Genomic DNA, 26,936 nt, shown 5'->3' with positions numbered 1-26,936 from the left:
GAGCGACGTGACGCGACCGTTCGAGGGCGTGAAGATCCTGGACTTCACGCAAGTGCTGGCCGGCCCCTATGCGAGCTACCAGCTCGCGCTGCTGGGCGCCGACGTCATCAAGGTCGAGCGGCGCGAGGGCGAGGACATGCGCCGCACGCCGCTGTCACGCGAATGGGCGGAGCGCGGGCTCGCGCCCGCGTTCCAGGCCATCAACGGCAACAAGCGCAGCCTGACGCTCGACCTGCAAAAGCCCGATGCGATCGCGATCGTGAAGAAGCTCGCCGCGCAAGTCGACGTCGTCATGGAGAATTTCCGCCCCGGCGTGATGGACAAGCTCGGCATCGGCTACGAGGCGCTGTCCGCGATCAATCCGAAGCTGATCTACTGCGCGGTGTCCGGCTTCGGCCAGACCGGTCCGGACCGGCTGCGCCCCGGCTATGACGGCAAGATGCAGGCGCTGTCCGGCATCATGGCGATCACGGGTCATCCCGAGACTGGGCCGACCCGCGCCGGCTTTGCGGTGTGCGACGTGCTGTCGGGCGCCACCGCTGCGTTCGGCGTGTCGAGCGCGCTTTACCAGCGCGACCGCACCGGCAAGGGCCAGCTCATCGACGTCTCCATGCTGGAGGCGACGATGGCGTTCCTGTCGGGGCAGATCGCGGACTGGTCGGTCGCGGGCCATCGCCAGCAGCTGTCGGGGAATCAGGCCGTCAGCCGCAGGACCACGGCGAATTTGTTTAGATGCGGCGACGGTCACATCCTGCTCGCCGTCAACAACGAGAAGCAATATCGCGCACTGATGTCTGCGCTCGGCCGCGAGGACACGCTCAGCGATCCGCGCTTTGCCGACTGGTTTGCGCGCAACGAGAACGAGCCGGCGCTGCGCGCCATCATCGAAGAGGCGCTCGCGGCAAGGCCTGCGCGCGAATGGGAGACCATTCTGGAAGACGCCGGCGCGCCCTGCGCCAGCATCTGGAAGGTCGAGGAAGTCATCGACCATCCGCAGATCAAGGCGCGCGGCGCGATCCAGGAACTCGATACGCCCTACGGCCGGCTTCGTTTCGCCGGCAGCGGATTCAAGCTCGCGCATGGCGGCGGCAGGCTCGACCGGATGGCGCCGGAGCTCGGCGCGGATACGGATGCGCTGCTGGGCGAGCTGGGATTTGACGCAGCGGAGATCGCAGCACTACGGGCGCGGGAGATCGTGTAAGGGCGAAGCCGCTTAAAACAACGACCCCTGCCCGTCATCAGCCGGCCCGGCCGCCGCTTTCCGCACCACCTTCTTCTTCGGCGCCTCCGCCTCCATGTCCTCCGCGCTGATCGGCAGGAGCAACTGGTCGTCGTCATTGGCGACGCGGTTGACGCGGGTGGAGACCGGGTGCCAGGCGAATTCGCCGATGCGCGGGGCGGTCATCAGCGGCAACACCGCATCGAGGTCATCGCTGCGGCTGTCGAGCCAGCGCTCGAAATCGCGCGGGCTGATGGTGACGGGCACGCGATCATGGAGCGTGGCGAGATCCTCGCTCGCCGCCGCCGTGACGATCGCGACCGTGTCGAGCTCCTCGCCGTTCGGCCCGACCCAGGTCTCGAACACCGCTGCAAAGCCGAGCGGCGCGCCGCCGGCGCGATGGATGAAGAACGGCTGCTTGCGCCCACCCTCCGCCTTCCATTCGTAATAGCCGTCGGCCGGAATCAGGCCGCGGCGCCGGCGAATCGCGTTCTTGAAAGCGGGCTTCTCCAGCACGGTCTCGGAACGGGCATTGATCAGGAGCGAAAATCCCTTGGGATCCTTGACCCAACCCGGCAGCAAACCCCAGCGCATCAGGCGAAAATGGCGCGCGCCGTTCTCGGCCAGCACGACCGGAATCGGTTGTGTCGGGGCCACATTGAACCGGGGCGGGAAGTTCGGCTGCTCAATGTAGCCGAACAGTTGCCGCAAAGCCGCGGGGGCCGAAGTTATGACGAAGCGTCCACACATCCTTGAGGGCCTATATAGGGTCCGTTCAGGTCCTTTTAACCCCGAACGTTAACACTGCGGCAGATGAGCTCAACGGTCTCCCAGCCGGCGCGAATGCATGGACAGACGGGGCCCGAGGCTGCAGCCTGGGCCGAGCGGCTGCGCGTGGCCAACATCAACCCGCGGACCGGGCTTGCCACCGACTATCTCAACCATTTCAATGAAGCCGTGATGCTGCTGGAAATGGTCCCCGACATGCCGGAATGCGCGGAAGATTTTCTGACCTGGTCGCCGCTGTCCTATGCCGAGCATTTCACCGCCTCGAACTTCAAGGCCCGGGATCTGGCGATCGAGGCCTATGAAAAGGCCGACCCGAACGTGCGCGCCCAGTTCGACCACCTCACCGACACCATGACCTCGATCCTGACGGCGGTCGGCTCGGCCATGCGCGAGGTCGAGAAGGACACGACCCGCGTTCGCCTCGCCGAGCAGGCCGCCCACTGGGTCAAGCCGCTGATCGCGGCCTGCGGCGGCATCATCAATGGCGGCGCGGAAGCCGACGTCGACAACATCATGGCGAACTGAGCCCGAGCAGGTGAAGTCATGGCTGCGATCGTTCAGCCCACCCGTCCCCAGATCGCGGTCAGTGCCGCGATTTTTCGTGACGGCAAGGTGCTTCTGACCCGTCGCGCACGCTCGCCGGCAAAGGGGTTCTATTCGCTGCCGGGCGGCCGGGTCGAGTTCGGCGAATCGCTGCACCAGGCGCTGGCGCGCGAGATCGACGAGGAGACCGGGCTAGATATCGAAATCATTGGCCTCGCGGGCTGGCGCGAAGTGCTGCCGGCCGCGGCCGGCGCCGGCCACTACCTGATCATGTCCTTTGCCGCCCGCTGGGTGGCCCGGGAGCCGGTTCTCAACGACGAGCTCGACGACTATCGCTGGATCGCCCCAAAGGCTCTGGCGAGCCTTGGCGACCTCAAGCTGACCGGCGGGCTGGAAGAGGTCATCCAGTCCGCTCACCGGCTGATGGGCCCCTGACGGCCCCGCCTTGCGTCTATCGCCCCGAGGAGGCATACACCCGGCCGATGTCGACGCGATTTCTGGCCATTTTTGCCCTGATTCTCGCCTGCGCCTCGGTGCCCACGAGGGCTCAGGACGGGGCAGCGCCGTTTGACGGCGATTTGCAGCGACTGGCGGAGATCCTCGGCGGGCTGCACTATCTGCGCGGCATCTGCGGGTCCAACGAGGGCAACAAATGGCGCAGCGAGATGCAGGCGCTGATCGATGCCGAAACCCCCGCCGGCGAACGCCGCACCCGCATGATCGCCGGCTTCAACCGCGGCTATAACGGTTTTCAGCAGACCTACCGGAGCTGCACGCCGGCCGCGACGGTGGCGATCCGCCGCTATATCGAGGAAGGCGCCAAGATCTCGCGCGATCTCACGGCGCGTTACGCGAACTGAGACAGCGGCGGGAACCCTGTCATCGACTTTGTACACAGCCGTTAACCGTTCCTAAAGATGTGGCCTAGCGGGCGTTAACGTGCGTGCTACACCTCTCGCACAGCGCATCGCCGTGGATTGCGCTCCAGCCCCGACGAGTTTCATGAGCCATCCAGTGTCCTACGCTCCCGCACGCGCGCCGCTGCCCGATCACGAGCAGAAGCAGGCCGCACTGAGTTATCTCAACGAGGCCTGGGCCGAAGCGCGCCATGATGGCGTCGACGGCGACTGCCTGGCGCAGGCGAGCCTGTTTGCGGCCCTTGCCGAGCTCGTCGGCACCTATGGCGAGGACGCGGTGGCGAAGTTCGTCGAAGGCTTTCCCGGCCGCATCCGCAACGGCGAATTCTCGGTCGACATTTCCAGACAGTAAGTCTTTCTCCAGGCAGTAAGCCTTGCCGAAAATGACCCCGCCACGTAGGCGGGGCCAGCTTCCGCTACGGTCGGGAATACGCTCCCAGCCCGTTACGGCTCGATCTTGAGCGTCGCTTTCATGTTGGGATGAAAGCGACAGTAATAATCGATCGTGCCCGCCTTCTTCAGAACCAACGTCCCTGATTTTTTCGCCGGCAGGTTGACGTCGAAATCGCCGTTCCTGGCTGTCGCGGTGTGGACGAAGACGTCCTTGTTGATCCATTCAATGGTGTCGCCGACCTTGGCCGAAGCGTCTTTCGGCGACACTTCGAGATTCTCCATCGTGATCTCGATGGTCGCAGCGTGCGCCGGGACGGCCACCGCCACGAGCAGGACCGCTGTCGCGATCGCGGACAATCGTCCCAGCATCATCGCCTCCCTATTTCAGCTCCGCCGCGACGTGCTCGGCGTGCTGCTGATGGCCCTGGAAGATTTTCAGGCCGGTCTGCAGCAGGCTCTTCAGTTCGGCATTGCTGGCGGACGGAATGAGCTGGGTTTCCAGCGCGCCGTTGACCGTCTTGTGGTAGGCGACCTCGTTCGCGACATAGGCCTTGTCGAAGGCCGCACCGCTCAGCTTGTCCAGTTCGGCGAGCTTCTCGCTCGCCTGCTTTGACAGCGCTTTGCTGGTGTCGTTGTCTTCAGGCGTGACGTTCAGCTTCTTGACCAGCGCGAGCGCCTGCTTGTTGACGGCCTCGTGGTCGCGCAGCATGTCCTCGGCAAACGCCTTCACGTCCTTGTTCTTGGCTTTCTTCTGCGCCTGCTTGGCTGCGTTGATGTCGATCACGCCCGCGGTGTAGGCGATGTGGGCGATCTGCGGATCGGTCAGCTTGTCGGCTGCTCTGGCGCCTTGCAGCAGCGCGGGGCTCGACAACAAAATTGCAGCGGCGATCGCCGTGGTCCAACGAACGAACATGGTTTGACACTCCTGTGGTGCCGGACGTTTTGCCGGCGCGTTGCTTCACAGGCGTTGGATGGAATTCTCGCGCAAACGTTCCCGAAAAATTCAGCCGCCGATGCCAAGCCGCTTCAGCACTGACACGGTCAGCCGCTCGCAGCGCCACCCGGCGAACGGGAACGCATCCATCACCACCGGACCGATCTCCTTTTCGACGTTCTCGCGCAGCATGGTCCGCGCACGGTGCAGCCGCGTCTTCACGGTCTCGGGCTTGACGCCGAGCAGCTCGGCGGTCTCCTCGATGTTCATCCCTTCCATGACGCGGGCGACGAAGACCATGCGGAAGACATCCGGTAATTCATCGATGGCGCGCTCGACGACGCGCTGGATTTCACGTTGGGCCATGGTCCTTTCCGGATCGCCTGGGGGAGAAGCGGGAAATTTGATGATCTGCGCCTCGAGCGTCGCTTCGGGCACCGAGCCGAGCTCGACCTGCGGCCTGGCGCTTCGCGCCCGGCCAAGTGCCTCGTTGATGGCGATGCGCGACAGCCACGTCGACAGTCCGGACTCGCCGCGGAATCCGTCGAGATGGGTGAAAGCGCGGACATAGGTTTCCTGAACGACATCCTCGGCTTCGCTGTCGCTGCGCAGAATTCCGCGCGCCAGACGATAGAGCCTGCGGTTGTTGGCCTGCATGATCTCGCGCAGCGCGGCCTCGTCACGGCCCCGCGCCCGCTCGACCAGTTCGGCTTCCAATGTCCTGATTTCTGAAGTCTTGGCGCCGGCGGACAGGCCGGCTGCGATCCGTGGCATGGCGGTCACCTGCTCGTTTGGCTTCGTTCCGGACATTGGATGCCGCCCCAAGGGAAAGGTTCCCAACTTTCTGTCCCTCCCGTGGGGAGGGGCCAAGGAATGTCCTAATCCGTCTCGATCGGCAGCGCCGGATCCTTCGCCCACTCCCCCATCGAGGCATCGTACAGCGTCAGCTTGTCGTAGCCGAGTTGCGTCAGCAGCAGCAGGTCGATCGTCGCCGAGATGCCGCCGCCGCAATACAGGATCACATTCTTGTCGCGGGTGACGCCTGCAGCGTCGAATTTGGCCTCGGCATCGGCGAGCGTCGTCAGCGTCTTGTCCGCATTGACGAGCGCTGCCGCTGATACGTTGACGCTGCCGGGAACGCGGCCGGGCCGCCCGTAGCGGCTCGGCTCGAGGCCGCGATGAAACTGGGGACCGAGCGCGTTGACGATAACAGTCGCGGGATCTCCGAGCCGTGCCTTGACCGCATTCTTGTCGACGAAGAAGCCTGCGCGCGGTGTGGCCTTGAAGGTCGTGGCCGGATAGCCCTTCGGGGCGCCTGTTAAGACCGGCCGTCCCTCGTCCTTCCATTTGTCGAGGCCACCGTCGAGCACCCGCGCCTCAACGCCGAGCGAGCGCAGCATCCACCAGAACCGCGTCGACCACATCATGGTGCCGATGCTGTAGAGCACGACGGATTTGGATGCATCGAGGCCGTGGCGGCCGAAGGCGGCCTCCAGCTGGGCCACATCAGGCATCATGAAGAATTGCTGCGCAGAGGCGTCGGAGAACTCGCCTTGCAGGTCGAGAAAATCGGCCCCCGGAATATGGCCGGCCTCGAACGTCTTATCGCCCGGCACGGCGCGATAGGGCACATCGCTGCCTGGCGGCACCGGCTCGTTGTAGGTCGTGCAGTCGTAGAGGCGCAGGTTGGGATCGCCGAGCTGGGCTGCAAGTTGCTCGGTGGTGATGAGGGGTGTCGGTTCGGTCATTCACTCCTCCCTCAGCGTCTCCAGAAACCGCACCGGCTCACCTTGCGCGGCCGTCACGAGCTCGCCCTGCCACATCACGCGGCGGCCGCGGATGAAGGTGCCTACGGGCCAGCCGGTGACGCGCAACCCGTCATAGGGGGTCCAGCCGGCCTTGGACGCGACCCATTTGTTGGTGATGGTCTCGCTGCGCTTGAGATCGACGACGGTGAAGTCGGCGTCATAGCCGGCGGCGATCCGCCCCTTGCAGGCCATGTTGTAGAGGCGCGCGGGGCCGGCGCTGGTGAGATCGACGAAACGCGCCAGCGACAGCCGACCCGCATTGACGTGGTCGAGCATGAGCGGCACCAGCGTCTGCACGCCGGTCATGCCGGAGGGCGAGGCCGGATAGGTCTTCTGTTTCTCTTCCAGCGTATGCGGGGCGTGGTCCGAGCCGAGCACGTCGATGATGCCCTGCTCGATGCCGCGCCAGATCCCGGCGCGGTGATCGGCGCCGCGCACCGGCGGGTTCATCTGGGCCAGCGTGCCGAGCCGCTCGTAGCATTCGGGCGCAACCAGCGTGAGATGATGCGGCGTCGCCTCGCAGGAGGCGACGTCCTTGTGGTCGCGCAAAAATTCGATCTCTTCCTTGGTCGAGATATGCAGCACGTGGATGCGCTTGCCGGTCTCGTGTGCGAGCTTCACCAGCCGCTGCGTCGCCATCAGCGCGGCGGTCTCGTCGCGCCACACCGGGTGCGAGCGCGTGTCGCCCTCGATACGCAGCGATTTGCGGTCGTTGAGGCGGTATTCGTCCTCGGCGTGGAACGCCGCGCGGCGCCGGATCACCTGGAAGATGCGGCGCAGGCTTTCGTCATCCTCCACCAAGAGCGCGCCGGTCGAGGAGCCGATGAACACCTTGACGCCGGCGCAGCCGGGCGCACGCTCCAGCACCGGCAGGTCCTGCACATTCTCGCGGGTGCCGCCGATGAAGAAGGCGAAGTCGCAATGCATGCGGTGATGGGCGCGCTTCACCTTGTCGGTGAAGGTGGCCTCCGTCACGGTCAACGGCGCGGTGTTTGGCATCTCGAACACGGCGGTGACGCCGCCCATTACGGCGCTGCGCGAGCCGGTCTCGAGGTCTTCCTTCTGCTCCAGCCCGGGCTCGCGGAAATGCACCTGCGTATCCATCACGCCGGGCAGGATGTGCAGGCCCTTGCAGTCGATCACTTCCGCGGCGGAAGCCTGCGACAGCGCGCCGATTTCGGCAATGCGACCGTTGACGACGCCGACATCGCGGGTCCCCTCGCCGTCCTGGTTGACGACAGTGCCGCCCTTGAGGATCACGTCGAAACGCTGGGTCATGGCTGAAGGCCTCTCTCGTCCCCAAGCGCGGGGCTTGAGGTCTTGTCGTTTTTGCCTTGCGGGCTTACGTTCCGGAGCAACATGTCGCAAGAGATTTTCGTATGAAATCAGCGTTTCTTCCGGACCGGGGCGTGATCAAGGTCGCGGGCGAGGATGCGCGCAACTTCCTCAATGGCCTCGTCACGACCGATGTCGACAAGCTGAAGCCGGGCCTGGGCCGATTCGGCGCGCTGCTGACGCCGCAGGGCAAGATCATCGTGGATTTCCTGATCACGGAAGCGCCTGCCGGCCATGGCGGCGGGTTCCTGATCGATTGCCCGAAGCCGCTTGCCGACGGCCTCGCCACCAAGCTGAAATTCTACAAGCTGCGCGCCAAGGTCACGGTGGAAAACCTGTCCGAGGATCTCGGCGTGCTCGCGGCCTGGGACGGCAAGCCTGCGGCCCAGCCCGACCTCGCCTTCGCCGATCCGCGCAATGAAGACCTCGGCTATCGCATCCTGATCCCTCAAGACCTCCAACAGAAGCTGTCCGATCTGATCGGCGCCGAACTCGTCGACGCCGCCGCATACGAGGCCCACCGCATCGCGCTCGGCGTGCCGCGCGGCGGGCTCGATTTCACCTACAGCGATGCGTTCCCGCACGAGACCAACATGGACCGCCTTTCCGGCGTCGATTTCGACAAGGGCTGCTATGTCGGCCAGGAGGTCGTCTCGCGCATGCAGCATCGCGGCACCGCGCGCACCCGCAGCGTCAAGGTGCTGCTCGAGGATCTCTCGCCTGAGCCCGGCGTCAGCGTCATGGCCGGCGACAAGCCGGTCGGCACGATGGGCTCGTCGGCGAAAGGAAAGGGTATCGCGCTGGTGCGCATCGACCGCGTCGCCGATGCGCTCGATGCGGGACAGGCGCTGACTGCCGGTGGGCTCGCTGTGAGGCTTGCGGAACCAGACGTCGTGCGCATTCCAACGAAGCAACCCATCGCATGAGCCGTGCCCCTCGCCTGCATCCCGACGGAAAGACGCGTTGCCCCTGGCCCGGCGAAGATCCGCTTTACGTCGCCTATCACGATACTGAATGGGGCGTGCCGGAATATGACGACCGCGCGCTCTATGAGAAGCTGATCCTCGACGGTTTCCAGGCCGGCTTGTCCTGGATCACGATCCTGCGCAAGCGCGACAATTTTCGCAAAGCCTTCGACGATTTCCAGCCGGAAAAGATCGCACGCTACAACGAGAAGAAGGTTCACGCGCTGATGAACGATGCCGGCATCGTGCGCAACAAGGCCAAGATCGACGGCGCGATATCAAGCGCGAAATCCTATCTCGACATCATGGAGAAGGGCCCCGGCTTCTCGAAATTCCTGTGGGACTTCATGGACGGAAGGCCCAAGGTCAATCATTTCAAGACCACCGCGAGCGTGCCCGCCTCGACGCCGCTCTCCATGCAGATCTCCAAGGAGCTGGCCTCGCGCGGCTTCAAATTCGTAGGCCCGACCATCGTCTATGCCTTCATGGAGGCGACCGGCATGGTCAACGATCATCTCGTCGACTGCCATTGTCACGCGAGCTGCGGCAAGTCGCAGCGCAAGCCGCGCCTCAAGGCCAAATGAGCGCGAAGAAGACGGACCGCGGCGCCGACACCCGCGCCTGGCAACGCATGCTGTCGGGCCGGCGGCTCGATTTGCTCGATCCCTCCCCGCTCGATATCGAGATCGCCGACGTCGCGCATGGGCTGGCGCGTGTTGCCCGCTGGAACGGCCAGACCATCGGCGCACACATCTTCTCTGTCGCGCAGCATACGCTGCTGGTCGAAACCGTGATGCGGCACGAGAATCCCCGCGTGGATCAGCGCATGCGGCTTGCCGCGCTGCTGCATGACGCGCCCGAATATGTGATCGGCGACATGATCTCGCCGTTCAAGGCCGTGCTCGACGGTCATTACAAGGCGGTCGAGAAACGTCTGCTCGGCGCGATTCACATCCGCTTTGGCCTGCCGCCGGTACTGCCGGACGAGATCACGCTGGCGATCAAGGCCGCCGATCGCGGCGCGGCCTATCTGGAGGCAACGACGCTTGCCGGCTTCAGCGAGAGCGAGGCCAAGCGCCTGTTCGGCAAGGATCCCGGCCTGTCCGACAGCGTCCGGCGCGACTATCTCACCCCCTGGACGGCTGCCCGGGCCGAGAAGCAGTTTCTGGAGCGGTTTGGCGCCGTGTTTGCGTGATCGTTGTCGTGGGTTAGAGTCCTGCAGGGCGGGCAAAGGGGCCCTTGCCGCCCACTGTTTTGCGCAATGAGACGAAAGTGGTGGGTACGCTTCGCTTTGCCCACCCCGCCAACGCTCGCTATAATCTGCGGAAAAAGGTCCGCCATGATCCACGTCTGCTCCCTCGCCGCCCTTCCCGAAACCGTCCGCCTCACCAAGGCCAGCCACGTGCTGACCGTGATGGCCAATGTCGAACAGGTGGCGCGGCCGGTGTCGGTGCTGCCGGCCAACCATCTCAAGGTGTCGATGGACGACATCACCGAGGAGATGGACGGCTTCGTCGCGCCGTCGGAAACGCATATCGAGCAGGTGCTGAACTTCGTGCGCGGCTGGGACCGCGACGCGCCGCTGGTGGTGCATTGCTATGCCGGCATCAGCCGCTCCACCGCGAGCGCCTTTGCCGCCGTGTGCGCACTCAATCCGAATCGCGACGAGACCGAGATCGCGAAGAAGATCCGGGCGGCGTCCCCGATCGCCTCACCGAACCGCCGCATCGTCGGCCTTGCCGACCGTGCGCTGGGGCGCAACGGCCGCATGCTGCGCGCACTCGACGAGATGGGCCCGGGCGCGATGATGGTCGAGGGCCGCCCCTTCGTGATCGAGCTCGAATGACAGTTGCGCACCACAGCACAGGTGTGCCCCCTCTCCCGCTTGCGAGCAGAGCAATCGCATGCGAGCCTTTACGCAGACGCCTCCACATCGTCATGGCCGGGCTTGTCCCGGCCATCCACGACCTTTGCTGCGGCACGAAGAACGTGGATGCCCGGGACAAGCCCGGGCATGACCAGTTCACGGCCGCACCGGCGATCGCCATCGCATGAGCGAAAAGCTGCTGACGCCGATCGAGATCGGCCTGACCGCCGCGATCGTCGCGATCGAGGATCACGAACCGCTGATCCTCACCGCGCGCGACAGTGACGGCCTGGCCGGCCTGCCGTTCGGCCCGTTCGATGCGCCGAGCCATCGCACTTTCGAGATCGGGCTGCGGGCGTGGGTCGAGGAACAGACGGGCCTGCGGCTCGGCTATGTCGAGCAGCTCTACACGTTCGGCGATCGCGGCCGGCATGCCGAGGCTGGCGACACCGGCGCGCACATGGTGTCGATCGGCTATCTCGCACTGACGCGCGCCTTCGGCGGCGAACTGGCAGCCACGAGTGCGAGCTTCGCGCCGTGGTATCGCTTCCTGCCTTGGGAGGACTGGCGCGAGGGGCCGCCCGCGATCATCGCGGACGACATCATCCCGGCATTGACCGGCTGGGCCGAAGAGGAGACGCCGGAGACGACGCGCGCATTGCCGCGCAAGGATCGGGTGCGGTTCTATTTCGGTCTCGACGGCGCGTCCTGGGACGAGGAGCGCGTGCTCGACCGCTACGAGCTCCTGTACGAGGCAGGGCTGGTCGAGGAAGCGCGGCGCGACGGTCGCCCTGCGGCATTAGCGCGCAAGGCGCTGTCCGCGCTCGGCACATCCATGCGCTTCGACCACCGCCGGATTCTTGCGACAGCGGTCGCGCGACTGCGTGCAAAACTGAAGTATCGTCCTGTGGTCTTTGAACTTTTGCCCGCCGAATTCACACTTACCGAATTGCAGTATACGGTGGAGGCGATCTCCGGCCGACACCTGCACAAACAAAATTTCCGCCGCCTGGTCGAAATGGAAGCCCTGGTCGAACCGACCGGGGTGATGTCGACACAGACGGGCGGACGTCCGGCGGCGCTCTACCGCTTCCGTCGCGACGTGCTTCAGGAGCGACCCGCGCCGGGCTTGCGCGTACGCTCCCGGCGCTAACCCGAGATATGCGTGATCGGCCCCTGCCCGCCGGTTGCCTGGAGGCTTTATGTCTGACGGCCCGTTTGACGTCTTCGCGCTGATCATTGCGATCATCGCCTTCATCATCGCGATCAAGGCTTCCAGCCAGGCGGCTGAACTGCGACGACGGCTAAGCTCGCTCGAAGAGATGTTCCGCGCGCAACGGCCCGTGCAGCCGCCGCTGATCCCCGCAGATGTGTGGGCTGACGCGCCCCCCACAACTTCCGCAGCGCCGCCGCCGCTTGTGCCCCAAGCCGAACCGGAAGCCGAGGCGCCGCCCCCGCTCGTCACCGAAGATATTTCACCGCCTCCGCTCGAAGCGAGCACCGAGGCCGACGCGACGCCGCCGCTGCCCGCACCCGCGCCCGGGTTCGAGGAACGGCTCGGCACGCGCTGGGTAGTCTGGATCGGCGGCCTGGCGCTCGCGCTCGGCGGCTTCTTCATGGTGCGCTATTCGATCGAGGCTGGCCTCCTTGGCCCCGGCGTGCGCGTGTTCCTTGGCGGCGTGTTCGCGCTGGCGCTGCTGGGCGCCGGCGAATGGTCACGGCGCAAGGAGAGCATCTCCAACATCGCCGCGCTGCCGATCGCCAACATTCCCGCTATCCTCACCGCAGCCGGTACGGCGGTGGCATTTGCGACCATCTACGCGGCGTACGCGCTCTATGGCTTCCTCGTGCCCGCGACCGCCTTCGTCCTGCTCGGCCTCGTCGCGCTCGGCACGCTGGCTGCCGCGCTCCTGCACGGGCCCGCGCTCGCCGGCCTCGGCGTGGTCGGCGCCTTCGTGACGCCGATCCTCGTCTCCAGCGGCAAGCCGGACTATTGGGCGCTCTACATCTATCTCGCCGTCGTCACCGCCGCGAGCTTCGGCCTTGCCCGTATCCGGCTGTGGCGTTGGCTTGCGGTCACGACAATCGCCTTCGCCGTGCTCTGGATCTTTCCGGGGCTCGATACCAGCGACCTGCAGGTCGCGCCGCACGCTTTCCATGTGATCGCAGGATTCGTTCTTGCCGCTCTTCTCGTGGTCTGCGGCTTCATGTTCGGCCCGACGATCGAGGACGGTGAGATCGAGCCGGTCTCGTCGGGCTCACTCGGTGCCTATCTGTTCGGCGCGATGCTGATCGTGCTGTCGAGCGCCCATGCGGACCTGGCGCTGATGGCCTTCACGCTGTTGGTCGGCGCGACGCTGCTTGTCGCCTGGCGCGCGCCGGCGGCCACCGGCGCGCTCGGCGCCGCCGCCGCGACCGTCTTCGTCGTGTTCGCCGAATGGGCGGTGCGCGCCAATCCTGACATGCTCGTGCTGCCGGGCGGTCCCATGGCCGGCATCGCACCGACGGCGATCGATAGCGCGGTGACGCTGCATCTGGTGATGGCGGCGATCTTCGCCGCCGGCTTCGGCATCGCGGGCTTCCTCGCGCAGGGACGTTCGAACTCGGCGATCATTCCGGTGGTGTGGTCGGTCGCGGGGGTCGCGACGCCGATCGCGATCCTGGTCGCGCTCTACGCACGCATCGCGCATCTCGATCGCTCGATCCCGTTCGCCATCCTCGCGGTGCTGCTCGCCGCCGCCTTCGGCGCCGCCACCGAAGCGCTTGCGCGCCGCGAGACCCGGCCGGGCGCCATGATCTCCACGGCCTTGTTCGCGACCGGCACGCTCGGTGCGCTGGCCCTGGCGCTGACGTTTGCGCTGGAGAAGGGCTGGCTCACGATCGCACTGGCGCTGATGTCGCTCGGCACCGCCTGGATCTCGATGCAGCGGCCGATCCCGTTCCTGCGCTGGCTCGCCGCGATCTTCGCCGGCCTCGTCACCGCTCGGATCGGCTATGATCCGCGCATCGTCGGCGACGCCGTCGGAACCACGCCGATCTTCAACTGGCTGTTGTGGGGTTACGGCCTGCCGGCGGCATCGTTCTGGGCGGCGAGCCTGTTCCTGCGCCGCCGCGCCGACGACGCCCCGCTGCGCATGCTCGAGAGCGCCGCGATCCTGTTCACCGCGCTGCTCGCCTTCATGGAGATCCGCCATTTTGCGACCGGCGGCAACATGACGTCAGCACCCTCTCTGCTCGAATTCGCCCTCCAGGTCTGCATCACGCTCGCCCTGGCGATCGGGCTGGAGCGCCTGCGACTGCGCAGCCGCAGCGTCGTGCACAATGTCGGCGCGGTCGTGCTCACGGTGATCGGCGGGCTCGTCGGCGTGTTCGGCCTCCTGCTCCTGGAGAACCCGCTGCTATGGCGCACCGACGTCGGTGGCGCCGTGTTCAACCTGCTGCTGCTCGGCTACGCGCTGCCGGCGGTGCTGATGCTGCTCTTGTCCTATGCCGTGGCCGGCGAACGCGGCAAGGCCTACGCCAACACGATTGCAGGCGGCGCGCTGCTGTTCGCGCTGACCTATGTCACGCTGGAGATCCGCCGCTTCTATCACGGCCCGATCCTCTCCTCCGGGGCGACGACGGGCGCCGAGCAATATACCTATTCGATCGGCTGGCTCGGCTTCGGCGTGGTGCTGCTCGGCGTCGGCATTCTCGTCAATTCGGAGCGGGCGCGGCTGGCATCGGCCGTCGTGATCGCGTTGACGATCCTGAAAGCATTCGTCATCGACATGTCGACGCTGACGGGCGTCTACCGCGCGCTATCGTTCATGTGCCTCGGCATCGTGCTGGTCGCGATCGGCTGGCTCTACCAGCGTATCCTGTTCCGGCGGCAGATCGCACCGCCGCCGGCTCCGCAGACGAGCACGTGAGCGTCAGGCCGCGCGAACCGATTCCAGGAACTGCGCGACCTCGACCTTGAGACGGGTGCTGTCGGTCGCCAGCGATTTCGCCGCCGACAATACCTCGGTCGAAGCCTCGCCGGTCTCGATCGCACCGCGCTGCACGTTGGTGATGTTCGACGAGACCTCCTGCGTGCCGACCGAGGCCTGCTGCACGTTACGCGAGATTTCCTGCGTGGCCGCGCCCTGCTCCTCGACGGCGGCGGCAATGGCCGCAGCCACCTCGGAGAGCCGCTCGATGGTGCCGCCGATCTCCTGGATGGCAATGACCGATTCCTGCGTCGCCGCCTGGATACCCGAGACCTGCGCCCCGATCTCACCGGTCGCTTTCGCGGTCTGCTCGGCCAGCGCCTTGACCTCGGAGGCGACGACCGCGAATCCGCGGCCCGCATCGCCGGCACGCGCGGCCTCGATGGTCGCGTTCAGCGCCAGCAGATTGGTCTGGCCCGCGATGGTGTTGATGAGCTCGACGACGTCGCCGATGCGGGACGCCGCCTGCGACAGCGCATTGACACGGTCGTTGGTCCGCGCCGCTTGCTCGACGGCCTCCGCCGCCATCCGCGCCGAATCCTGCACGCGGCGGCTGATCTCGGTGATGGAGGACGACAGCTCCTCCGAAGCGGATGCCACCGCCTGGACGTTGGTCGAGGCTTCCTCGGAGGCGGCTGCGACGACGGTCGCGAGTTCCTGTCCGCGCTGCGCGGTGTTGGTCAGCGTCGAGGCGGAGGCCTCGAGCTCGGTCGAGGCCGAGGAGACGGTCCCGACCACCTCGCCGATCATGGCTTCGAACTTGCGGGTGATGGCATCGACGCGGCGACCGCGTTCGATCTTGACTTCGGCGTCGCGCGCAGCGGCCTCGTCGGCGGCCTTCTTGGCGATCAGCGCCTCCTTGAAGATCTGCAGCGCATCTGCCATCGAACCGATTTCGGTCTTCTCGCCGCGATGCGGAACGTCGGCCGAGAGGTCGCCCTCGCCGAGCGACTGCATCGGGCGGATGATTGAGGCAATGCCGCGAGAAACGTCGCGCACGAGATAATAGGCGGCGCCGATCGCGATTACAACCGAGAGCACGATGATGCCGACCAGCACGCGGAAGATCATGGCGTAGCTGTCGGCGGCCTGCTTCGTCTCAAGCTCGGCACCGCGGTTGTTGAGCTCGATGCCCTTTTGGAGCAGGGGATCGGCGGCCTGGGCCATCTTCGCAACCTTGGTCTGCAGCAGCTCGTTGGCGTCGACCGGGAAACGGCCAACGCCCTTGCGCGACAGTGCCATCACGTCCTGCACGCCGTTCAGATACTCGGCCCACGCCGTGCTCCATTGCCCATAGAGCGAGCGCTCCTCGGCGGAAGTGATCAGCGGCTCGTAGACCTTGCGGGTCTGGTCGATGCGCGCGCGCAGCGAGGCCAAGCGCTTCTCGGCGGCGTCCTTGCCCTCAACGCTGTCCTGCATCAGATGCAGACGGAGCGCGACGCGCAGCTCGTTAATGTCGGCGCGAAGCGAGCCGAGCGCGCGCACGCTGGGCAGCCAACTCTCCGCGATCTCGACCGTATGGGAATTGATGTTCTGCATGGTGCCGATCGCCGTCACGCCAACGCCGGCGAGCGAAAGGACCAGGACCGACAACACGGCCAGAAGCTTGAAGACGATCGACAATTTCGACATCACGACAAATCCCGATGTTACCTGGCAACGCGCAAATTGTCCGCGCCGCAAACCGCCACGAAGATGGCGAGACGGAGGTCAGTTCAACAATGCTGGCTGGTTCTTGTCCCGTAAGATTGCACACATAGTCGCAAGCAGGCGTTAACAGGGCCCTACGTAAAATTACGGGACAGCGCTGACGGTCGTTATTTCTCCCGCAACCAACTGTGCAGCTGCACAGCCAACTGATGCTGCGACGCGACCTGTCCACTTGCGACGCAATGTGCGGAAGGCGACGGCTGTCACGCCGCCCGTACCGAATCCAGGAAGCGCGCGACCTCGCTCTTCAGCCGGTGGCTCTCCTGCGACAGCGATTGCGCAGCCGAATGCACCTGCGCCGAGGCCGCCCCGGTTTCGCCTGCGCCACGCTGGACATCGCCGATGTTCGCCGAGACTTCGGAGGTGCCATTCGCGGCGTGCTGGATGTTGCGGGAGATCTCTTGCGTGGCGGCACCCTGTTCCTCGACCGCGGCGGCGATGGTTGACGAGATCTCCGACATCCGCGCGATGGTGTCGCCGATCTCCTTGATCGCACCGGCGGAGTCTTCCGTCGCGGTCTGGATCGCGCCGATGTGCTGGCCGATCTCGCCCGTGGCCTTCGCAGTCTGCTCGGCGAGCGCCTTCACTTCGGAAGCGACCACGGCAAAGCCGCGGCCGGCCTCGCCGGCACGCGCCGCCTCGATCGTCGCGTTGAGCGCCAGCAGGTTGGTCTGGGCGGCGATGGTGTTGATCAGTTCGACCACGTCGCCGATGCGGGCGGCGGCCTTCGACAGTTCGGCGACGCGTGCATTGGTGCGCTGGGCCTGCCCGACCGCCACGTCGGCGACACGGGCCGATTCCTGCACCTGACGGCTGATCTCGGAGATCGAGGAGGTCATTTCCTCGCTCGCTGCAGACACCGACTGCACGTTCGCGGAGGCCTCTTCGGAGGCGGCCGCCACGACCGTGGCAAGCCCGTTGCCGCGCTCGGCAGCCTGCGTCAGCGTATTTGACGAGGCCTCCAGCTCGGTTGCCGCCGACGAAACAGTATCGATGATCTCGCCGACCGCGCCTTCGAAAGTATCGGCGAGCCGGTGCATGTCGGCCTTGCGCTGCTGGCGCCCGCGCGCCTCAGCTTCGACCTGCTCGGTGCGCAGCCGCTCGGCCTCCGCCATATTGGTCCTGAACACCTCGACGGCACCGGCCATCTCGCCGATCTCGTCTTTGCGCCCGATGCCCGGAACGGATATCGAAAGCTCGCCGCGCGCAAGCCGCGTCATCGCGCCGACCATGCCGGCAAGCGCCTTCGAGATCGAACGTCCCAGAAGGAAGCCCACCGCGGCGAGCACGACGACGGCAATGGCGAAGGCGACCATCATCCACATGCGCACGGCATCGCGGGTCGCAGCTTCCGCAACGTCGGCCTTCCTGTAGAGGTCTTCGACTGTGTTGCGCACCTCGATCATGCTCGGTTCTAACCCACGGAACGTTTTCATCATGCTGGCGTCGAGGGCCGCAGTTTGCTGCGCCGTCTCCACCCACGCCGTGAACTCGGATTGATATTTCTGCAGCTTGGCTGTGATGTCGTTCATCACTGCCGTAGGGATTGCGACGACCTCTATCGCCTTGGAGAATTCGACCGCGGCCTTCTTCATCTCGGCGATGTATTTTGGGTCGCGCCGCAGCATGAAGTCCTTCTCGTGCCGGCGCATCATCAGCATCCAGCTCGTGGACCTGGGATCGTCGATCTCCTTGAGCTTGGCCTCAATGTCGTGCACGGCGGCGCGGAGCGAGCCGGAGAGGCCCAGAGTCTCGTTTAGGCCGAGCCGGGTCTCCGCGGCCACCAATGCGCCGAAGTCCGACGCGTATCGCTTGAAGCCGTCCTGGGCCTGCTTCATCCGGTCGGACAGCGCGCCCAAGCCGCCGGCCGACATCAGCCGCTCCACCTCGTCGAAGTCGCGATTGATCGGCCCGATCAATTCGGCATGTGCCTTGGCGTAGCTCTCGTTGCGGCGCTGCTGAAAGTTCTTCTCGTTGCGGCGGGCCTCCAGCATCTCGATCGAGAGCTGCTTGTCGAGGTCAGCGATCGCACGAGCGCGGTTGGCAATCTCGCGGGAGGCGTCCTGGGAGAGACTGCCGATCTCGTAGATCGCGCCGAAGGCGACGAGACCCAACAATCCGAACAGTCCGATCGCCATGACCTTATGGGTGAGACGAATGGAAGGGCCACTCATGGAATGTGCTCCAATACGATTGATACGCAATACGAGGAGGGCGACTCGGCACCCGGAATATTGCGGAGATCATGACTGCATCGGTTTTCCGGAAGGTTAACCGTGCGGCTCATCGCGCCGCGACATCCAACTGCGAACGCATGCGAACCACCGCGCGTCTTCGCGCGGCGGTTGTAGTCGATCGATGATTGGTGACGGCGACCGCGTCATGCTGCGCGCACGGTATCGAGGAAGTTGCCGACCTCGAGCTTGAGGCGGTTGCTGTCGCCAGAGAGCGACTGGGCCGCCGCCAGCACCTGCGACGACGCCGAGCCGGTCTCGTTCGCGCCGCGCTGCACATCGGTGATGTTGGCCGAGACCTGATGGGTGCCTTCCGCCGCCTGCTGCACGTTGCGGGAGATTTCCTGTGTCGCCGCGCCCTGCTCTTCCACGGCAGCCGCGATGGTAGAGGAAATCTCCGAGAGCTTCTCGATAGTGCCGCTGATGTCCTTGATTGCGCCGACCGAATGCTCGGTCGCGGTCTGGATGCTGGCGATCTGCTGCCCGATCTCGCCAGTGGCCTTTGCGGTCTGTTCGGCGAGTGCCTTGACCTCGGAGGCCACAACCGCAAAGCCGCGACCGGCTTCGCCGGCGCGCGCGGCCTCGATGGTCGCGTTGAGCGCCAGGAGATTGGTCTGACCCGCGATGGTGTTGATCAGCTCGACCACGTCGCCGATCCGCGTCGCCGCCCTGGACAATTTGCTGACGCGCTCAGTGGTGACACGCGCTTGGCCGACAGCTTCGTTGGCCACGCGGGCCGATTCCTGTACCTGCCTGCTGATCTCGGTGATAGAAGACGACAGCTCCTCGGTGGCCGACGCCACCGCTTGCACGTTGGTGGACGCCTCCTCGGAGGCCGCCGCAACCATGGTCGTGAGCTGCTGCCCTCGCTCCGCGGTCGATGTGAGGGTCGACGCCGAGGCTTCGAGCTCGGTCGCTGCCGAGGAGACGGTGTCGACGATCTCCCCGATCGCGGCTTCGAAGCCGTCGGCCAGCTTCCGCATCTCCGCCTTGCGCTGCTCGGCTGCCCGGCTCTCGGCCGCAGCGTGATCGCCGCGCATGCGTTCGACTTCGAGGCCGTTTTGCTTGAAGACTTCAACGGTCCGCGCCATCTCGCCGACCTCGTCACCTCGGCAGGTGCCAGGCACGACCGTCGTGAAGTCGCCATTGGCGAGCCCACGCATCGCAACCGAAATGGCTGAAAGCGGCTTGAGGATCCGGCCAAAGGTGATCCAGAAACTGAGGCCAGCGAGCATCACCGAGGCGCAGAGCAACACAACTGTGAAAACAAAATTACGAGTGCTGACCTCTGCCTGCATCGTGGCTTCGCGGTCAGCGGCCGCGCCAATGGCTTCACCGAGCTTCAGCACTGCATTGATGCCGGCGGTGGCCCGCGTGAAGTACTCGGGTCCCGTGATTCTGTAGTCCCCGCCTTCGCCACCGGCGAGCACAGTCACCCGCGTTTCACCGTAGGCACCAAAATAGGATTTCTCGACCTCCGTCATCGCCTCGCCGATCTGCAGGGCGAGGTCCGAACGCAGCCGCACCGGCAATACCGTGTCCCATGCGAGTTCGACCTTGGCCCGCAGCGCCGAAAGGCGCTCATAGCCCTCCATCCCGAGCTTCGCGCGCGCACCGACGACCCCAGCCAGCAGGGCCCGCTCCCTTCCAGCATTCTCGACCATCTGAGCTGTCAGATGTCGCAAGCCGATGAGCTGGGCCAGCCTTGCCACGGGCGGGCTGGTGAGTGTTTCGAGCGTCAGCCGCAAGCGGTTGCTCGCGACGTCGATCACCTCCGTAATCGTTGGCGCGAAGCCATCTACGAGGTCAGGCTCGCGTTCGACGCGCGAGCGCGACATTCCCGCGTCGGCTTTCTCACGCAGGAGACGCAGCGCCTCGAATTTCGTCGCTGCGTCCGCAATCTGTCTTTGCCCCGCCGTCATTTCGGAAATCGCGCTGATATCGAGGACGGCTTGGCGAAAGGCCTCGTCGGCCGTCGCGCGCGCCTTTGCGATTTCCGCACGGCGCTCGGCACTGACGACATCAGGAGACTTCAGCACGGCGTTGGTCAGCCCGCGTTCAATCGCCCAATGTCCTGCGCTGCGCAGCAGCAGTTGCGCAACTGCATTGACCTTCAGGAATGCCTCGGACTCTCGCCTCTTGAGGACGGCCTCATAGGCGATGAATCCGGCCGAGGCCAACCCAAGCACGACCAGGGCAGAGATGATGATCGGCAAGATCGTGCCGATCCGAACATGTCCGAGCCGACTCCACGCGCTGGCGGACTGAGTTCGGACCTGCTGATGATGAGCAGGGCTCAACATGGTACGTTTCCCCCAAAGGAAACACGCAGCCAAGTCCTTGCCGGCTGCATGGACGTTGATCGCCCTTGCCGGAGAATCTATTCCTTAGGGTTACTCATTCTGGTTAACGGGAGGGCTCGGAGAAATACTGAGATTTCAACCCAAACAGTTGAAATGGAAGAGATAATCTCGCCAGAAAGTTGTAAATTTCAGCTTGAGGTCGCCACTGTTTGCTTTTGCAGCCGACGTTCGCCGAAGTCATGCGCGAGACGTTCGCGGCGAAGATCAGGATGCAAAAACGCCCCGCCTGAGGAGGCAGGGCGTCTTCCGAACTGTCTGGAACGAGGTTCTTAGGCGGCGCGCACGGTGTCGAGGAACTTGCCGACCTCGAGCTTGAGGCGGTTGCTGTCGCCGGACAATGACCGCGCGGCTGCCAGCACCTGCGACGATGCCGAGCCGGTTTCGCCTGCACCGCGCTGCACGTCGGTGATGTTGGACGAGACCTGATGGGTGCCTTCGGCCGCCTGCTGCACGTTGCGCGAGATCTCCTGCGTCGCCGCGCCCTGCTCCTCGACGGCCGCCGCGATCGTGGACGATATCTCGGACAGCTTTTCAATGGTGTTGCTGATGGCGCTGATGGCGGCGACGGAGTCCTGCGTCGCGGCCTGAATGCCGGAAATCTGCTGGCCGATCTCGCCGGTCGCCTTCGCGGTCTGCTCGGCAAGCGCCTTCACTTCGGAAGCCACCACGGCAAAGCCGCGACCGGCCTCGCCGGCGCGTGCCGCCTCGATGGTGGCATTAAGCGCCAGCAGGTTGGTCTGGCCGGCGATGGTGTTGATCAGCTCGACCACGTCGCCAATGCGAGCCGCCGCCTTGGACAATTCTCCGACACGGTCGGTCGTGGTTCGGGCTTGGGTAACCGCCTCGCTCGCGACCCGCGCCGATTCCTGCACCTGGCGGCTAATCTCCGTAATTGAAGACGACAGCTCTTCCGTGGCCGACGCCACCGATTGCACGTTGGTCGACGCCTCCTCGGAGGCCGCAGCCACAACTATCGTCAGTTCCTGTGCCCGCTCCGCCGTCGAGGTCAACGTCGAGGCCGAAGCCTCGAGCTCCGTCGCGGCCGACGACACCGTATCGACGATCTCGCCGACGGCGCCTTCGAAACTATCAGCAAGCTTGCGCATATCGGCCTTGCGCTGCTCGGCCGCCACCTGGTCCTGCCGCATCTTGGCTTCCGCTTCCTGGCGCGCCTTCTGCTCCGACACGACCTTGAATTTCTCGACGGCCGCGGCGACACCGCCGACCTCGTCCTTGCGGCCGAGACCCGGCAGGACAACAGAGAAGTCACCACCAGCGAGCTTGTCCATGGCAACCGTGAGCGCGCGGATCGGCCGCGCGATGGTCAGGAAGGACATCAGCCACGAACCGATGAGGACGAGCACGGCGCACGCACCGACCACCATGCCGAGACGCTCGCTCACGGCCATCTCCTGGCTCGCGGCAGCGATTTCTTCATCGCTCTTGTGCTTGGCGAAATCGGCAATCTCGCTGGTCAAATTGTCCAGCTGTGTGGCAAGCGGCAGCGTCACCTCGCGGATCTGGCGCGCGCCTTCCTCGGAAATCTTGGCGGCGCGGACGGGGTCCGTGGCCGCAACCGCAATGGCCTCGCTGCGAACAGAGGCGTTCTGCTGCGCGCCCTTCAGGTAATCGGCCGACGTAGACTTGAGCTTCTCCATCCGCGCGCGGTTTTCCGGGGCGTGCGACAACCTGAGCATGGAATCGACAACGCCGTTCAGTGCTTTCGACCGCTCCAGCAGAAGCTCGCTCGCCTTTTGCAAGTCACCCTGATTGTTGGCGAGACGCATGTCCCGTACGGCGAGTTGCAAGCCGCGTATCCCAAGCTTGGCTTCGGTAGCCTCGCGCACCAATTCCTGCTGCGCAAGCGCGGCCTGGTTGGAATGCCGCACGTTGTTGTTGCCGATGACCTGGCTCGCGATCATGGCGCCGACGAGAACAACGCCGAACGCCGAAGCGAGCGCGAGCTTGGTACCGATTTGCAGATTCTGGATGAGTCTCGACATGAGGGCGTTTCCCGGGTTGCGCGGCCAAGTCATTGTCGGCCGCCCTCGGCGTTGATCGCCTTGCCTAAAAACTGAGCTTCAGGTGTGGTGATCTGGTTAACGATCGCCCCCGGACAAATACCGGACTTATCGGAAAATCCCTTGAAAAACGGCACGGTCCGCGCGCTTAACAGGTTAACCACACGCGGCGGTAGGATGCCCGATTTCTAGCCAGTGCGACCAAGGGCCTTTTGGCTCTCGCCAATCAAGCTGATCCGGAACACCGGCTCCTTGTTCTCGTCGAGCAGCTCCATGCGCCATTCGGCGTCCTGTTTCAGGCCGCGCGAGATGCCGCCGAGCAAATTGGCACAGACTTCGGTCATCTCGGTCCAGGCCGCGGCGCGGTCCTCGAACTCATATGGCTGGTCGGCAGCACCGGAATAGCGGCCCGTGCTGATACGGAAGAAGTACAGCGACATCGTTGAACCCTTTTATCGGGCCGCGCCCCCGGCCGTACCTAAACTGGGGCGCGAACAGCTACCAACGCATGAAAGCCGCCGTCCGTATGACTACGGCGCGGCGGCTTCGTGTCTGATGGCAGCTCTCAACGACAAAGTGCGCGGACGCGCGCAGCCAACTCACTGGGTCGAGCGGCGCAGCTCCAGCGGGGCGTCGTCCCTGGCGGGCTCCGATTTAACTTGCGGCTTCACCGGCTCGAGCCGGCTACTCTCGACGCGCGGGGTCTCGACACGCGCGGCGACTTCGGTGTTGGGCGTGCCGACCGAACCCGTGTGTTCCGAGGTGCGCAGCGAGCGCGGCCGCGCGACGGCCCGCGCCATCAGCATCTGGTTGCCGCCCTGGTGATGGAAGTCGCAATAGGCGAAGCCCATCCCCGATACCGAGCCGCGGAAACTGCGATCGTCGGTCTTTTCAAGGTTGAAACAGGGCTCGAACGGAATGCCCTTGATCGAGGCGCAGACGTTCTGGCCGCGGATCTGCAGCGTGTTGCCGGGCAGGCGGAGATGTTTCACCGGACCTGCACCCGAGAACTGCACGGCGCCGGCGGCGCCGAGGTCGTCCATGATGCGGCCCGCGCCCCGGGTGCCGTCAAAGCAGGTGAAAGCAAACACCTTCCCGGCGACGAAGCGGCGCGCCTCATCGGCGTTCATGCTTCCAGCAATGGCCGGCGTAAGCGTCGCTACCGCCGTGACCGCCCCCAACACAATACGCGCAAGCATGCTCAACTCCGAACCAACCCCGCAGCGGGCTATGCCTTATCTCTTTACCTGCTGCTTACCATACTAACCATGGCGACATTGAAGCAGCATGGTTGGTAAAGTCTGAACGCCGTTAGACAATTTTTACAACGGTGCGACCGCGGACCTGGCCGGCGAGGATTTTCGCGCCCCACTCCGGAACTTCAGAAAGCGGAATTTCGTGAGTAATTTCAGCTAGTTTTGACCGGTCCAGATCGGACGCCAGGCGTTGCCAGGCAGCTTTCCGCGGCTCGATCGGGCACATCACGGAATCGATGCCGAGAAGGCACACCCCGCGCAAAATGAAGGGTGCGACGGAAGACGGCAGGTCCATGCCGGCAGCCAAGCCGCAGGCCGCGATCGCGCCGCCGTACTTCGTCATCGACAGCAGGTTTGCGAGCGTGGTCGAGCCGACGCTGTCGACGCCACCCGCCCAGCGCTCCTTGGCGATGGGCTTGGCGGCCGCCGACAATTCGTTGCGGTCGATCACCTCAGCCGCGCCGATCTCTTTCAGATAGTCCGCTTCGGACGCACGTCCGGTGGAGGCGATGACGTGATAGCCGAGCTTCGAGAGCACGGCGGTCGCAACCGAGCCGACGCCGCCTGCAGCCCCCGTCACCACGACCGGACCGCTGTTCGGCGACACTCCGTGCTTCTCCAGCGCCAGCACGGACAGCATCGCGGTGAAGCCGGCAGTGCCGATCGCCATGGCGTCGCGCGCCGATAGGCCCTGCGGAAGAGCGACCAGCCAGTCGCCTTTCACCCGCGCCTTCTCGGCATAGGCGCCAAGATGGGTCTCGCCCATGCCCCAGCCGGTGCAGACAACCTTATCGCCCGCCTTCCATTGCGGATGCGAGGACTGCTCGACGGTGCCGGCGAAGTCGATGCCGGCAATCATCGGGAAGCGGCGCACCACCGGCGCCTTGCCGGTGAGCGCAAGGCCGTCCTTGTAGTTCAACGTCGACCATTCCACGCGGACGGTGACGTCGCCCTCCATCAGTTCGGCTTCGTCGAACTGCGTGAGCTGCGCGGTGGTGCCCTTGTCCGCCTTGTCGATCCGGATCGCCTTGAACGTCGCCACAGCAAAACTCCCTGACTTGTTTCAGGGGATGTTTAGCCGATCAGGCAGGCTGCGCAACCGCCCGCTGGACCGGTTTCTCCACGATCGGAAGATTGATCAGCGCCGAGAGCACGCCGAACAGGATCGAGAGCCACCAGATCGGCGTGTAGGAACCGAACCGCTCAAACACGATGCCGCCGAGCCAGACGCCGAGGAAGCCGCCGACCTGATGGCTGACGAAGGCGAAGCCATAGAGCGTGGCGAACCAGCGCGTGCCGAACATGATCGCGACCAGTGCCGAGGTCGGTGGCACGGTCGACAGCCAGGTCAGGCCGGAGACCGCGCCGAACGCAATCGCCGAGAACGGCGTGATCGGAAACGAGATGAAGGCAAGCGTCGCAAGCGCGCGGGTGAAATAGATGGTCGAGAGGATGTAGCGCTTGGGCAGGCTGTTCTGGAGATAGCCGACGCTGAGCGATCCCATGATGTTGAACAGGCCGATCGCCGCGATCACCCAGCCGCCGATCTGCGTGGAGATGCCGCTATCGACCAGGAAGGCCGGCAGATGCACCGTGATGAAGGCAAGCTGGAAGCCGCAGGTGAAGAAGCCGAGCACCAGCAGCACGTAGGAGCGATGGCCGAAGGCTTCCGCGAGCGCTTTGGTGAAGGTCTGCTGGTCCGCAGGCGCCGCGTTTGCCGCGCTTGCGACCGGCGGCGTCGAGAGCGCCAGCGACAACGGGATGATCAGCAGCATCAGGAAGCCGAACACGGTGAGCGCCTGCTGCCAGCCGAAATTGTCGATCAGGGCCACACCGATCGGCGCGAACAGGAATTGCCCGAACGATCCCGCCGCAGTGCCGGCGCCGAGCGCAAGGCCGCGCTTCTCGGCCGGCAAGAGCTTGGTGAAGGCCGAGAGCACCAGATTGAACGAGCAGCCGGCGAGACCGAAGCCGACCATGACACCAGCGCCGATGTTGAGCGACAGCGGCGTCGATGAGTAGCGCATCAGGAGCAAGCCCCCGGCATAGAGCAGAGCGCCGACGCACATCACCCGGAACAGGCCGAAGCGATCGGCGACCGCGCCGGCGACGGGCTGGCCCAGTCCCCACAGCAAATTCTGAAACGCGATCGCGAGGCCGAACACGTCGCGGCCCCAGGCATATTCATGGCTCATCGGCTGTACGAAGAAGCCCAGCGCCGAGCGCGGGCCGAACCCGAGCATCCCGATCGCGCAGCCGCAGAGAATGATGATCGCCGGCGTGCGCCAGGAGGAGGAACGGGAGACCGAACCGAGCTCACCCATCTGTATCGACATGCTGTTCCTCGTGCGTGGTCGCGGATTCGCAAATGGCGGCCGCGAGCCAGCTCGTTTAATGCATCTGCATGGAAACCCCAAGTCAAAAACGATTGCATTCCGCGAAGAGCTGGCGCGGGAGCATTGCATTTCCTCGCGGCCTCAGCCGACGCGCCGGGCGCGACTTAACGGAAACGTGTGCGGCAAGATCTGGCGGCTCCCAACACGACGTGTTATTTTATATTTGCTCATATCGAGCATATCGAATGATCCCCCGGCCTGTCGGCCGGATTTCT

Annotated in this window: 26 protein-coding genes; 11 read left to right on the top strand and 15 right to left on the bottom strand. The window is 65.0% G+C overall.

The window, feature by feature from the left end; all coding sequences use genetic code 11:
- The first annotated feature begins 7 nt into the window (after positions 1-7).
- Positions 8-1,201, top strand: coding sequence for a CaiB/BaiF CoA transferase family protein (locus ACFQX9_RS19455; RefSeq protein ID WP_377790116.1), 1,194 nt, complete (start codon positions 8-10; stop codon positions 1,199-1,201).
- A 12-nt stretch (positions 1,202-1,213) separates the two neighbouring features.
- Here the strand turns inward: ACFQX9_RS19455 and ACFQX9_RS19450 are convergent, their stop codons facing one another.
- The gene (locus tag ACFQX9_RS19450) at positions 1,214-1,969 is read right to left on the bottom strand and encodes an SOS response-associated peptidase (protein WP_085352589.1); all 756 of its coding nucleotides are present in this window, start codon (positions 1,967-1,969) and stop codon (positions 1,214-1,216) included.
- 63 nt (positions 1,970-2,032) lie between these two features.
- On the opposite strand from ACFQX9_RS19450, the gene ACFQX9_RS19445 reads away from it, so the two are divergent.
- The 4 genes from ACFQX9_RS19445 (at position 2,033) to ACFQX9_RS19430 (ending at position 3,820) form a co-directional block, all read left to right on the top strand.
- Positions 2,033-2,533 carry a hypothetical protein gene (locus ACFQX9_RS19445; RefSeq protein WP_085352590.1) on the top strand — a complete coding sequence of 167 codons (501 nt, stop codon included), beginning with the start codon at positions 2,033-2,035 and terminating at the stop codon, positions 2,531-2,533.
- 18 nt (positions 2,534-2,551) lie between these two features.
- Positions 2,552-2,986, top strand: a complete 435-nt coding sequence (locus ACFQX9_RS19440; protein ID WP_085352591.1) for an NUDIX hydrolase — start codon at positions 2,552-2,554, stop codon at positions 2,984-2,986.
- Between the two features lie 47 nt (positions 2,987-3,033).
- A complete protein-coding gene (locus ACFQX9_RS19435; RefSeq protein WP_007607220.1) occupies positions 3,034-3,411 on the top strand; it encodes a TIGR02301 family protein in 378 nt (125 codons plus the stop codon).
- Positions 3,412-3,553: 142 nt separating this feature from the next.
- Complete coding sequence (locus ACFQX9_RS19430) at positions 3,554-3,820, top strand: hypothetical protein (RefSeq protein ID WP_007594892.1); 267 nt, start codon at positions 3,554-3,556, stop codon at positions 3,818-3,820.
- A 92-nt stretch (positions 3,821-3,912) separates the two neighbouring features.
- Here ACFQX9_RS19430 and ACFQX9_RS19425 read toward each other — a convergent pair whose 3' ends face one another.
- The 5 genes from ACFQX9_RS19425 to ACFQX9_RS19405 all read right to left on the bottom strand — a co-directional run bounded on the left by ACFQX9_RS19425 (position 3,913) and on the right by ACFQX9_RS19405 (position 7,881).
- Positions 3,913-4,230: a cupredoxin domain-containing protein gene (locus ACFQX9_RS19425; RefSeq protein WP_018458822.1), complete on the bottom strand. Its 318-nt coding sequence runs from the start codon at positions 4,228-4,230 to the stop codon at positions 3,913-3,915.
- A gap of 10 nt (positions 4,231-4,240) precedes the next feature.
- Entirely contained in the window at positions 4,241-4,774 is a 534-nt protein-coding gene (locus ACFQX9_RS19420) for a DUF4142 domain-containing protein (RefSeq protein WP_085352592.1), read from the bottom strand.
- A gap of 90 nt (positions 4,775-4,864) precedes the next feature.
- Positions 4,865-5,569, bottom strand: coding sequence for an RNA polymerase sigma factor (locus tag ACFQX9_RS19415; protein ID WP_247338386.1), 705 nt, complete (start codon positions 5,567-5,569; stop codon positions 4,865-4,867).
- Between the two features lie 104 nt (positions 5,570-5,673).
- Positions 5,674-6,543: a sulfurtransferase gene (locus tag ACFQX9_RS19410; RefSeq protein ID WP_354263441.1), complete on the bottom strand. Its 870-nt coding sequence runs from the start codon at positions 6,541-6,543 to the stop codon at positions 5,674-5,676.
- Positions 6,544-7,881: a dihydroorotase gene (locus ACFQX9_RS19405; RefSeq protein ID WP_018458826.1), complete on the bottom strand. Its 1,338-nt coding sequence runs from the start codon at positions 7,879-7,881 to the stop codon at positions 6,544-6,546.
- 101 nt (positions 7,882-7,982) lie between these two features.
- On the opposite strand from ACFQX9_RS19405, the gene ACFQX9_RS19400 reads away from it, so the two are divergent.
- The 6 genes from ACFQX9_RS19400 (at position 7,983) to ACFQX9_RS19375 (ending at position 14,681) form a co-directional block, all read left to right on the top strand.
- Positions 7,983-8,864 (top strand): folate-binding protein YgfZ, encoded by an 882-nt coding sequence (locus tag ACFQX9_RS19400; protein WP_085352594.1) that lies wholly within the window; start codon positions 7,983-7,985, stop codon positions 8,862-8,864.
- Complete coding sequence (locus tag ACFQX9_RS19395; RefSeq protein ID WP_085352595.1) at positions 8,861-9,487, top strand: DNA-3-methyladenine glycosylase I; 627 nt, start codon at positions 8,861-8,863, stop codon at positions 9,485-9,487. Before ACFQX9_RS19400 ends, ACFQX9_RS19395 begins: the two co-directional genes overlap by 4 nt.
- Entirely contained in the window at positions 9,484-10,098 is a 615-nt protein-coding gene (locus ACFQX9_RS19390; RefSeq protein WP_085352596.1) for a YfbR-like 5'-deoxynucleotidase, read from the top strand. The genes ACFQX9_RS19395 and ACFQX9_RS19390 overlap by 4 nt, the downstream gene beginning before the upstream one ends.
- Positions 10,099-10,242: 144 nt before the next feature.
- The gene (locus ACFQX9_RS19385; RefSeq protein ID WP_007607206.1) at positions 10,243-10,749 is read left to right on the top strand and encodes a tyrosine phosphatase family protein; all 507 of its coding nucleotides are present in this window, start codon (positions 10,243-10,245) and stop codon (positions 10,747-10,749) included.
- Positions 10,750-10,954: 205 nt separating this feature from the next.
- The gene (locus ACFQX9_RS19380) at positions 10,955-11,923 is read left to right on the top strand and encodes an NAD regulator (protein WP_085352597.1); all 969 of its coding nucleotides are present in this window, start codon (positions 10,955-10,957) and stop codon (positions 11,921-11,923) included.
- Between the two features lie 49 nt (positions 11,924-11,972).
- Positions 11,973-14,681 carry a DUF2339 domain-containing protein gene (locus ACFQX9_RS19375; protein WP_377790109.1) on the top strand — a complete coding sequence of 903 codons (2,709 nt, stop codon included), beginning with the start codon at positions 11,973-11,975 and terminating at the stop codon, positions 14,679-14,681.
- A 3-nt stretch (positions 14,682-14,684) separates the two neighbouring features.
- On the opposite strand, the gene ACFQX9_RS19370 is transcribed toward ACFQX9_RS19375, so the two are convergent.
- The 9 genes from ACFQX9_RS19370 to ACFQX9_RS19330 form a co-directional block, all read right to left on the bottom strand.
- Entirely contained in the window at positions 14,685-16,373 is a 1,689-nt protein-coding gene (locus tag ACFQX9_RS19370) for a methyl-accepting chemotaxis protein (RefSeq protein ID WP_377790107.1), read from the bottom strand.
- 281 nt (positions 16,374-16,654) lie between these two features.
- Positions 16,655-18,625 (bottom strand): methyl-accepting chemotaxis protein, encoded by a 1,971-nt coding sequence (locus tag ACFQX9_RS19365; RefSeq protein WP_026233670.1) that lies wholly within the window; start codon positions 18,623-18,625, stop codon positions 16,655-16,657.
- 206 nt (positions 18,626-18,831) lie between these two features.
- On the bottom strand, positions 18,832-20,901 hold the full coding sequence (locus tag ACFQX9_RS19360) for a methyl-accepting chemotaxis protein (protein ID WP_247363582.1): 2,070 nt from the start codon (positions 20,899-20,901) through the stop codon (positions 18,832-18,834).
- A 416-nt stretch (positions 20,902-21,317) separates the two neighbouring features.
- Positions 21,318-23,051, bottom strand: coding sequence for a methyl-accepting chemotaxis protein (locus tag ACFQX9_RS19355; protein WP_240543332.1), 1,734 nt, complete (start codon positions 23,049-23,051; stop codon positions 21,318-21,320).
- 29 nt (positions 23,052-23,080) lie between these two features.
- Entirely contained in the window at positions 23,081-23,206 is a 126-nt protein-coding gene (locus ACFQX9_RS19350) for a hypothetical protein (protein WP_377790104.1), read from the bottom strand.
- 51 nt (positions 23,207-23,257) lie between these two features.
- The gene (locus ACFQX9_RS19345; protein ID WP_007594936.1) at positions 23,258-23,509 is read right to left on the bottom strand and encodes a DUF6894 family protein; all 252 of its coding nucleotides are present in this window, start codon (positions 23,507-23,509) and stop codon (positions 23,258-23,260) included.
- A gap of 159 nt (positions 23,510-23,668) precedes the next feature.
- Positions 23,669-24,268, bottom strand: coding sequence for a hypothetical protein (locus tag ACFQX9_RS19340; protein WP_026233672.1), 600 nt, complete (start codon positions 24,266-24,268; stop codon positions 23,669-23,671).
- 112 nt (positions 24,269-24,380) lie between these two features.
- Positions 24,381-25,367, bottom strand: a complete 987-nt coding sequence (locus ACFQX9_RS19335; RefSeq protein ID WP_085352604.1) for an MDR family oxidoreductase — start codon at positions 25,365-25,367, stop codon at positions 24,381-24,383.
- 40 nt (positions 25,368-25,407) lie between these two features.
- Positions 25,408-26,661 (bottom strand): MFS transporter, encoded by a 1,254-nt coding sequence (locus tag ACFQX9_RS19330; RefSeq protein ID WP_377790101.1) that lies wholly within the window; start codon positions 26,659-26,661, stop codon positions 25,408-25,410.
- Between the last annotated feature and the right edge of the window lie 275 nt (positions 26,662-26,936).

It is taken from the genome of Bradyrhizobium sp. GCM10028915 (genome assembly GCF_042666195.1).
GTDB lineage: Bacteria > Pseudomonadota > Alphaproteobacteria > Rhizobiales > Xanthobacteraceae > Bradyrhizobium > Bradyrhizobium canariense_D.
Note: the sequence above shows the minus strand (reverse complement) of the source record. Positions and strands in the feature narration are given on the sequence as shown.